Source organism: Mycobacterium sp. GA-2829, assembly GCF_001499965.1.
GTDB lineage: Bacteria > Actinomycetota > Actinomycetes > Mycobacteriales > Mycobacteriaceae > Mycobacterium.
Genome location: NZ_LQIT01000069.1, coordinates 1 through 9,069, shown reverse-complemented (window position 1 = coordinate 9,069; position 9,069 = coordinate 1). Strand labels below are relative to the sequence as shown.

Annotated in this window: 7 protein-coding genes and 1 pseudogene; 2 read left to right on the top strand and 6 right to left on the bottom strand. The window is 69.2% G+C overall.

Translation table 11 applies throughout. The features are described 5' to 3' along the window. Positions 1-726: pseudogene (locus tag AU194_RS28615) on the bottom strand (hypothetical protein); the annotation flags it as partial. Positions 727-1,391: 665 nt separating this feature from the next. On the opposite strand from AU194_RS28615, the gene AU194_RS32050 reads away from it, so the two are divergent. After that, a complete protein-coding gene (locus AU194_RS32050; RefSeq protein ID WP_157576576.1) occupies positions 1,392-1,553 on the top strand; it encodes a hypothetical protein in 162 nt (53 codons plus the stop codon). 6 nt (positions 1,554-1,559) lie between these two features. Here AU194_RS32050 and AU194_RS28610 read toward each other — a convergent pair whose 3' ends face one another. Further along, positions 1,560-1,778, bottom strand: coding sequence for a DUF3618 domain-containing protein (locus AU194_RS28610; protein ID WP_059092638.1), 219 nt, complete (start codon positions 1,776-1,778; stop codon positions 1,560-1,562). Between the two features lie 111 nt (positions 1,779-1,889). Between AU194_RS28610 and bcp the strand changes: the two genes are divergently transcribed. Then, the gene (gene bcp / locus AU194_RS28605) at positions 1,890-2,363 is read left to right on the top strand and encodes a thioredoxin-dependent thiol peroxidase (RefSeq protein ID WP_059092637.1); all 474 of its coding nucleotides are present in this window, start codon (positions 1,890-1,892) and stop codon (positions 2,361-2,363) included. Here bcp and AU194_RS28600 read toward each other — a convergent pair. From AU194_RS28600 to AU194_RS28585, 4 genes are all read right to left on the bottom strand, one after another. Further along, positions 2,360-3,691 (bottom strand): dipeptidase, encoded by a 1,332-nt coding sequence (locus tag AU194_RS28600; protein ID WP_059092639.1) that lies wholly within the window; start codon positions 3,689-3,691, stop codon positions 2,360-2,362. The two genes, bcp and AU194_RS28600, sit on opposite strands and share 4 nt — an antisense overlap. A 97-nt stretch (positions 3,692-3,788) precedes the next feature. After that, the gene (locus AU194_RS28595; RefSeq protein WP_059092636.1) at positions 3,789-4,610 is read right to left on the bottom strand and encodes a formate/nitrite transporter family protein; all 822 of its coding nucleotides are present in this window, start codon (positions 4,608-4,610) and stop codon (positions 3,789-3,791) included. 68 nt (positions 4,611-4,678) lie between these two features. Further along, entirely contained in the window at positions 4,679-5,071 is a 393-nt protein-coding gene (locus AU194_RS28590; protein WP_059092635.1) for a holo-ACP synthase, read from the bottom strand. 13 nt (positions 5,072-5,084) lie between these two features. After that, the coding region (locus AU194_RS28585; RefSeq protein ID WP_304438561.1) for a beta-ketoacyl synthase N-terminal-like domain-containing protein at positions 5,085-9,069 on the bottom strand (3,985 nt) is incomplete at its 5' end.

Genomic DNA, 9,069 nt, shown 5'->3' with positions numbered 1-9,069 from the left:
CCCCCCCCCCCCCCCCCCCGCCCCGCCCTCGCCACCGTTACCGATGAGCCCGGCGTGGCCGCCGTTGCCGCCGCGAAAACCGTTGCCGCCGTTGCCCATCAGCAGACCACCGTGGCCACCGGTACACACCGTGCTCTGCGCGCATGTGGCTGCGGTATAGCTGAAGCCGTTGCCGAGCAGCAGCCCCGCGTTGGGGCGATCAGCGGTGCCATTGCCGACGAACAGCCCGACGACGTTTCCGATCACGACAGCCGGATCCTGTCGAGTCAAAGACTTCGCGGGCGTTCTCGCCGCCGGTACCACCAGGGTTCGGTTGGCAGCGTCACCTGCAGAGGCGGTGTCGTCATCGGATGCGGCGCCCTCGTTGTCGGGGCTGCCGGTGCCGGTCGTCGCCGCATCTGAACCGTCGTCACCGGATGACCGCGATGAGTCCGCGAGCGATCTTCTCAAGTCCCGGATCGATTTCGAGTCGTCGTCGTCCTTCGAGCGGCGAGCGTGTCCGCGCGGTCTCTCGGTGTTCTCGCCGGCGGTCTTGGTTTCCTTGGCCCCGTCGTCCCGTGACGACTGAGCGCCGTCAGTGGACGCGCCAGTATCGTCCTTGGCCGGCTGTGAGGTCGAGGAGGATTCGCTGCCCGAGGTCGAATCGGCCTGTGCCAATCCGGCACCGGCGATCATCGCCGCACCCATCGCGACGGTGACCGCCCCCGCGCTCAGCCAGCCCGACACCGGAAGAACGCGTGGCCCCTCCTCCTTGCGTCGGTGCTGACCCTTGCCACTGCTGCGATGCCTACCCGCCACGGAATTCCTCTCGTATATGACCCGGATCCAGGCGGCTCGAGCCGTGTCCGGTACTGAGCCGCAGCCGGAGCCGCTCACCCATATACGAGATTTGCTGTATGACGCCTCGGGTGAGAGTAAGCGAACGACACGTAATTGACGACCCCGTTGGCGAAATTTCCTTAAATTTGGCTGAGAGCCCTATCTTCCGAGGAAACGGGCCTCGTCCGAGAGCCGAGCGCGCGCGCATGCAACGACGGCGTCGTCACGACTCGCTCCACAAGCACCGGCCAGCGACGACGTTCAGGGATCTAAAGAATTCGCCATCTGTCGCACCGAAGGCCGTCACGCGGGTAGGCAGTCGGTTCGGCTTGCCGCACGGGAGGATCGAGTCCTCCTGCTTCACCCTTGGCCGGCTTCCGGGCGCAATGTGCTGACCAGCCATAATACGACTTATCGTGGTACGCCAGCGGACCACCTTAAGGTTGCCGAGGGAAGCGCACATCGAGCGTTTTCGGGCAACGAACTGGCCAGTCGAGAACTTGACTGGTACCGTCACGCGTTAGCTGACGGTTTTGCCACTGCCACGCACCGAACGATCAAGGACTTAGCTGATGACGCCAGCGCACATTCCGACCGTGCCGTTCCCGGCACCGGGTGACCGCACCGGCACGTCCGCCCCGGTCGCGGTGGTGAGCTGCAGCCGGATCGGCCTGCGCGCCAATCCGCCGAGGCCGTCCCTCGTCGAATGGCTGCTGCCGTCCCGGCGGCGCTGACCAACCTCAGCGGCGGCGCACCGCCACCACCACGATGAGCAGGGTCACGCCGGCCAGTGACGCCGCCACGGGCGGGCGAGAGACGAATCGGATCAACTGGGCCTTCACGTCGTCGGCCAACCGACGGGGGTTGGCACGCTCGGCCAGCGTATCGACGGTCAGCGCCAACTGGTCGCGGGCCGCGTCGATGTCCTTCTTGATGGCCTCGGGATCCCGGTCCGCCACGATTGTCCTCCAACTCCCGTGCTGGGTCCCCAGTCTGGTCCCCGTCCTGCGGAACTACCCTAGATCAGCCGGTGTGACGCCGACGGCACCGGTCGACCAGAAGGGACAGCCATGCCTCAGACCCCTCGCCTGGCGGTAGGCGACGCCGCACCGGACTTCAGCCTCCCGGACGCCGACGGGAACACCGTCAACCTCTCGGACTACAAGGGCCGCAAGGTCATCGTGTACTTCTACCCCGCCGCCGCCACCCCGGGCTGCACCAAACAGGCATGCGACTTCCGGGACAGCCTGGCCGAACTGGGCGAGGCCGGCCTCGACGTCATCGGCATCTCCCCCGACAAGCCGGCCAAGCTCGCGAAGTTCCGCGACGCCGAGGGCCTGACCTTCCCACTGCTGTCCGACCCGGACAAGGAGGTGCTCACCGCGTGGGGCGCCTTCGGCGAGAAGACGATGTACGGCAAGACCGTCCAGGGTGTCATCCGCTCGACGTTCGTCGTCGACGAGGACGGCAAGATCGCCGTCGCGCAGTACAACGTGCGCGCCACCGGTCACGTCGCCAAACTGCGCCGCGATCTGTCGGTCTAGGACGAGCCGAGCTTCTCCAGCAGTAGCGCCTCCGCGGTCGCCGCGCGCTCGAGGACCCCGAGGTGCAGGCTCTCGTTGATGCTGTGCGCCTGGGTGCCCGGATCCTCGACGCCGGTGACGAGGATGGTCGCATCCGGGAAAGCGCCGGCGAATTCGGCGATGAACGGGATCGATCCGCCCATGCCCATGTCGACCGGTTCGGCGCCCCACGCCTGTTCGAACGCGGCGCGTGCGGCGTCGTAGACAGCGCCGGAGGCGTCGATGGCGTAGGGCTGACCCACATCGCCTGGGGTGACGGTGAGTTGCGCACCCCACGGCACGTGGGCCTCCAGGTGGCGGGTGAGCGCGTCGAGGTGGGCCTTGGCATCGCCGCCGGGGGCGACGCGCATGCTGATCTTCGCGCGGGCCCGCGGGATCAGGGTGTTCGACGACTTGTCGATCGGCGTGGTGTCGATGCCGATCACGGTGATCGCCGGTCTGGCCCAGAGGCGTTCCACCACTGAGCCCGAACCGATCTCGGAGACCCCGGGCAGCAACCCGGATTCCTCGCGCACCCAGTCCTTCCCGCGGTCGACGTCGGCGGCACTGCCCTCGTGCAGGCCCTCGACCGCGACGTTGCCGTCGTCGTCGTGCAGGCTGGCCAGCAGCCGCACCAGCACGCTCAACGCGTCGGGCACCACCCCGCCCCACAGCCCCGAGTGCAGGCCGTGGTCGAGGGTCGCCACCTCGACGACGCAGTCGGCCAGCCCGCGCAGCGAGATCGTCAGCGCGGGCCGGTCGGTGCTCCAGTTGTCGGAGTCGGCGATCACGATGACGTCGGCGGCCAGTGAATGCTTGTGCACGGCAAGCAGGTTGGCCAGCGACGGCGATCCCGACTCCTCCTCGCCCTCGACGAACACCGTCACCCCGACCGGCGGTTCGCCGCCGAACGCGCGGAACGCCGCGAGATGCGTTGCGATACCGGCCTTGTCGTCGGCGGTGCCGCGGCCGTAGAGCCGGCCGTCGCGTTCGGTCGGTTCGAACGGCGGCGACGACCACTGGGCGCGGTCACCCTCGGGCTGGACGTCGTGGTGGGCGTAGAGCAGCACCGTCGGCGCACCGGGCGGTGCGGGGTGGCGGGCGATCACTGCCGGTGCACCACCCTCGGCGACGATGTTGACGTCGTCGAAGCCCGCGGCGCCGAGCAGGTCGGCCACCGCCCGCGCGCTGCGCTGCACCTCGTCGCGTCGCGCGGGATCCGCCCACACCGACTCGATGCGGACCAGGTCCTCGAGATCGGACCGGACCGACGGCAGAACCTCCCGCACCCGCGCCACCACATCACTCATGGTCACGAGCGTAGTTGCTCACCGATGCCGCGCGAGCAGACACAGATTCGTGTGAAGACGGCCCACGGAACGCCAATCTGTGACTGGTCGCGCCCACCTAGTCGGTTTCGGCGTCCCGGCGCTCCTCCTGCAGCCGGTCCTTGCTGCGCAGCAGCCGCAACAGCGTCACCAGCAGCAGCCCGCCGATGATGTTGCCGACCAGCGTGTACCCGAACCACACCAGCCATTCGGCGTACCCGAACGGCGCGTCCCCGGCGATCAGTGCCCCGAAGATCAGCAGCGAATCCAGGATCGAGTGGAACATCTGGAACCCGGCGAGCAGGAACGCACCGGCGACGGCTGCGGCGATCTTGCCGAGCACCGAGTCGGTGCCGTGCTGCATCCGCGTCATCAGCGTGATGACCATGCCGCCGAGCAGCGCGAGCGAGAACGTCTGCACCGACAGCGGGGCGGTGGCGTAATGGCCTGCCGATTCGATGGTCTGCTCGTGCAGCTTCGGGAACGCCGCCATGATCAGCGCCATCAGGATCCAGCCGCCGACGAGGTTGGCGACCAGCGTGCCGCCCCAAAGTTTGCACAGCTGCGCGACGCTGGCGCGTTTGGCGGCCACGGTGGTGACCGGCACCAGGAAACCCTCGGTGAACAGTTCGCTGCGGCCCAGCAGCAGGGCCAGGAACCCGATCGAGAACGCCAGCCCCGCCAGCAGCGGGTTCTGCGTCTCGTGCAGCACGTAGAGGTAGGCCAGGACGCCGACGGCGATCTCGGTGCCGCCGAAGAACCCGGTGACGAGCACCTCGCGCCAGCTGCGGTGCAGGCGCTGGGTGCCCTCGTCCACCATGCGGCGGAAGGCGTGTTCGAGGGCGTCCTCGATGGGGCTGTCCGAGTCCCCCAGCTGCCGCTGGCTGGTTTCCTCACTCACGGTTGGTCCTCACGGTTCGGTGACATACGAACCGCACGAGTACCCCGTGCGCGGGATGTGAAGCCCGCCTAGGGCTCCTCGATCACCGCGACGGCGGCCGCGGTGTCACCCTCGTGGGTCAGCGACACGTGGATCGTCGCGTGGCTGAGGTGCTCGGCGATGTCGCCGGTGAGCCGCACCTTCGGCCTGCCCCACATGTCGGTGACCACCTCGATGTCGCGGTGGATACCCTCCGGCAGGGCGGGCCGCTTGGCGAACCGCGAGCCCGACCACGCCTTGATGACCGCTTCCTTGGCCGCCCACCTGGCCGCGAGGTGCCGCGCCGCCGACGAACTCTTGTCGGCGGCGTCGCGGCGCTCTCCCGGGGTGAACGTCTCCGCGAAGACGGTGCCCGGCCGGTCGACCTGCTCGGCGAAATCCGGAATGGAAACCAGATCGATGCCCACTCCGACTATCGCCACGCGCGGAACGCTATCAGCGGACGTACACGTCGCCGTCGCCGAGCCTCGAGGACGCGTCGAGCAGCATCGCCGCCTCCTGGCGCTTCTCGGACCCGTCGTGGCTGAACCGGCGGTCGGCAGGCCGCTCGTACATCGGCCGCCCACCGGCGATCGCCGACGCCAACCGGCGCTGCCCGGCGAGCGTGCGCTGTTCGGCCCGCGTGACGTAGTCGTCGCGCTGTTCGGGGGCGAGCGTGGCGAGGAACGCCTGCGGATGCACCAGCGCGATCAGCCCGGAGACGTGACCAAAGCCGAGGCTGGTCACCAGACCGGCCTTGAGCGGGAACTTCTCGCCCATCCGCAGGGTCTCCCGCGGCCACACGAAGTGTCCGGAGGTCGCCATCTCGTCGTCGACGCAGTCCAGGCTGCGGTTCGGCGGGATGACGCCGTCGCGCAGGACCTGGCACAGGCCCATCATCTGGAAGACCGCCGCGCCGCCCTTGGCGTGCCCGGTCAGCGTCTTCTGGCTGACGATGAACAGCGGTGCGCCGTCCGATCGGCCCAGCGAATCCGCAAGCCGCTCATGCAGTTCGGTCTCGTTGGGATCGTTGGCCAGCGTCGAGGTGTCGTGCTTGTAGATCACCGAGATGTCGTCGGCACCGACCCCGAGCTTGTTCAGCGACCGCGCCAGCATCGAGTCCTTGCCGCCGCGTCCGGCGCCGAGTGCGCCCAGACCCGGAGCCGGGATCGAGGTGTGCACACCGTCGGCGAAGCTCTGCGCGTACGCCACGACCGCCAGCACCGGCAGACCCATCTTGACCGCGAGGTCACCACGGGCCAGCAGGATCGTGCCACCGCCCTGGGCTTCGACGAAGCCGAGGCGGCGCCGGTCGTTGGCGCGGGAGAACTTCGAGTCGCTGATGCCCTTGGCGCGCATCATCTCGGTGTCGGCGGTGGCCGCCATGTCACCGAATCCGATGATCGCCTCCAGCGTCAGGTCGTCGAAGCCACCGGTCACCACGAGTTCGGCCTTGCCGAGCCGGATCTTGTCGACACCCTCCTCGACCGACACCGCCGCGGTGGCGCAGGCGCCGACCGGGTGGATCATCGCGCCGTAGGAGCCGATGTAGGACTGGACCACGTGTGCGGCAACGACGTTCGGCAGGACCTCCTGCAGGATGTCGTTCGGCTTGTTCCGGCCGAGCAGGTTGCCGTGGTACATGGTCTGCATCGAGGTCATGCCGCCCATGCCGGTGCCCTGCGTGCTGGCGACCAGGCTGGGGTGCACCCAGCGCATCAGCTCGGTCGGGGTGAAGCCGGCAGACAGGAACGCGTCGACGGTCGCGACGATGTTCCACAGCGCCACCCGGTCGATCGAGTTGGCCATGTCGGGCGTGATACCCCACACCGTCGGATCGAAGCCGGTCGGGATCTGCGCGCCCACCGTGCGGGACAGCTTGGTCTTGCGCGGAACGCGGACCTCGGTGCCCGCCTTGCGGGTCACCTGCCAGTCCGAGGAGTCCGGCACCGGGCGCACGACGGTGTGCTCGGGATCGACCTCCACGAACGCCCGCGCCTCGTCCTCCGAGGACACCACGAACGTGAAGTCCTTGTCGAGGAAGACGCTGACGAGCAGCGGCGAGGCGTGATCGGGGTCGATCGCACCGTCGTCGACGAACTCGCGGATACCGCACCGCTCGACGACCGCGTCGTGGTAGCGCTCGACGAGCTCCTCTTCGGGCACCAGATCACCGCTGGCGGTGTCGTACCACCCCGGCTTCGGATCGTCCTCCCACTTGATCATGCCTGTGGTCCAGGCCAATTCGAGGACACCGGCGGCCGACAGTTCGTGGTCGACCTCCATCTCGTAGCGGGTGCGCGACGAACCGTACGGGCCGAGTTCGGCGCCGCCGACGATTACCACCAGGTCGGCGGGGTCGACGTCGAGGTCGGCCCACTCCGGCGGCGGCGCGGGCGTGTAGCCCCGCGGCGGCGACGGCAGCGCGGCGATGGTGCCGGGCGTCGGTGCGTCGTCCTCGTCGACGGTGTCGGCGGACATCTCCTCGCGGGCCTTGGCGGCCAGCGCGGCCATGTCGAGCTCGACGTCCCCGAGACCACCGGTCAGGTCGGCCTTGATCGGCTGACGGGCCGCGGCGACCTTCGATTCGATGTCGCACAGCGCCAGCAGCATCGCGGCCATCTCCGCGGTCGTGTACGTGGTCACGCCCGCTTCCTCGACCGCACCGGCGATGGCGTCGTTGTGCCCCATCAGCCCGGTGCCCTTGGTCCAGCCGATCAGTGCGTGTGCCAGCGAAACCCGTTGCGCCCAAGATGATTCCGCATTCCAACGGGCCACCAGCGCGTCAAGCGAAGCCTTGGCCTCGCCGTAGGCGCCGTCACCGCCGAACATGCCGCGGTTCGGGGAACCGGGCAGCACGACGTGCAGGCGGGACGCGATGTCGCGCTCGGCGCCGATCGAGGAGAGTCCGGTGATGAGCCGCTGCACGGCCCACAGCAGCACCTTCATCTCCATCTCGGCGCGCGCGCCGACCTCGGACATGTCGCCGGCCACCCGCGGCGCGGCGAACGGGAACAGCAGCGTCGGGGTCTGGGCGTCCTTGAGGTGGATGGACTGCGGCCCAAGGCTTTCGACCTGTTCGGTGCCGACCCACTTCACCAGCGCGTCGATGTCGGAGTACGACGCCATGTTGGCGGGCACCACCCACAGCGTCGCGCCGTAGCGGGCGTTGTCGCGGTAGAGCTTCTTGTAGAACTCCAGCCGGCCGTCGTCGAGGCGGGAGGTGGTCGCCACGACCGTGGCGCCCCCGTCGAGCAGCTGCCCCACGACCGCCGCGGCGATCGAACCCTTCGACGCACCGGTGACCACCGCGACCTCGTCGCTGTAGCGGCCCTTACCCGGATTCTCAGCACCCGCAGCGATGCGGCCGAACAGCGTTGCGTGCACGTTGCGGCCCGCGGCGAGCGCCTTGCCCTGCCACCAGTTCGCCTGCGTCGCAACGACATGGCCGGCGCCTTCGAACCGCTCGGACAGCGTCGGCCAGTCGCGGTCGACGTCGTCCTCGTCGGCGAGCCAGATCTTGACCAGGTCCTCGCGGGCGCTGGCCCAGCGGTCGTCGAACACGACGGCCTTGCGAGCGTCGAACGCCGGCGCGACCAGACGCGGCCAGTCCGAACCGAGTTCGGCGGTGACCAGGTCGATCAGCTCGGCGTCCGTCGCCGTCGGGGGCGCCGTGACCGGCTGGTCCAGGCCCAGCTGGCCCAGCACCAGACGTGCGGCGTTGGCCAGCACACCGTTGCTGCCGGTGACCTGTTCGGCGAACTCGCCGAGCGCCGCGGAGTCCACGACGCCGCCACCGCCACCGCCCGCCGACGGCAGCGAGACGGCGACGCCCTTGCGGGCGGCCACCGCGGCGACCGCGGCGTCGATCACCTTGTCGACGGTCGCGGCATCGGCGAGTGCGCCGTCGTGCAGACCACCGAGGCTGCCGCCGCGCACGCTGCTTCCCTCACGGGTGCCCAGCGCGACCTCGACGGTGACGTGCTTGGCCCAGCCTGCGCCGAGTTCCCATGCCTTGCCGACACGTTCGGCGATGTAGGCCGGACGCTTCCCGGACGGACCGAACACGGTCCGCAGCTGGTCGTTGATCGCATCGGTGAGCACCGGGCCGAACGGCTTGTAGGTGCGGGCCAGCTTGGTGACCTGACCCTTGAGCGCACCGAGGTCGGCCTCGGCCGCACCGTCGATGGCGCCGAGGTTGAGCTCGGACCCGAGGTCGACCAGCATCTGGTTGCGGCGCGAGGACGCACCGTCGGTGATGGTCTCGATGGAGTCGAGCGCCTCAATCTGGTCCAGCCGCATCTTGGCCGACAGCGCGATCAGCGCGACGGTGGCGTCGGCGGCGTCGAAGGTTAGATCGTCCGGGCGCGGAGCGCCGGCGGGCGCGACATTCGGGGTGGGTCCCCCCGACGGGGCCGCCGGGGGGGGGGGGCGGGGGGGG

Excerpts from the sequence above, each read along its gene's own strand:
- AU194_RS28600 (WP_059092639.1), bottom strand. The coding sequence starts at position 3,691 with ATGAGTGATGTGGTGGCGCGGGTGCGGGAGGTTCTGCCGTCGGTCCGG.
- bcp (WP_059092637.1), top strand. The coding sequence starts at position 1,890 with ATGCCTCAGACCCCTCGCCTGGCGGTAGGCGACGCCGCACCGGACTTC.
- AU194_RS32050 (WP_157576576.1), top strand. The coding sequence starts at position 1,392 with ATGACGCCAGCGCACATTCCGACCGTGCCGTTCCCGGCACCGGGTGAC.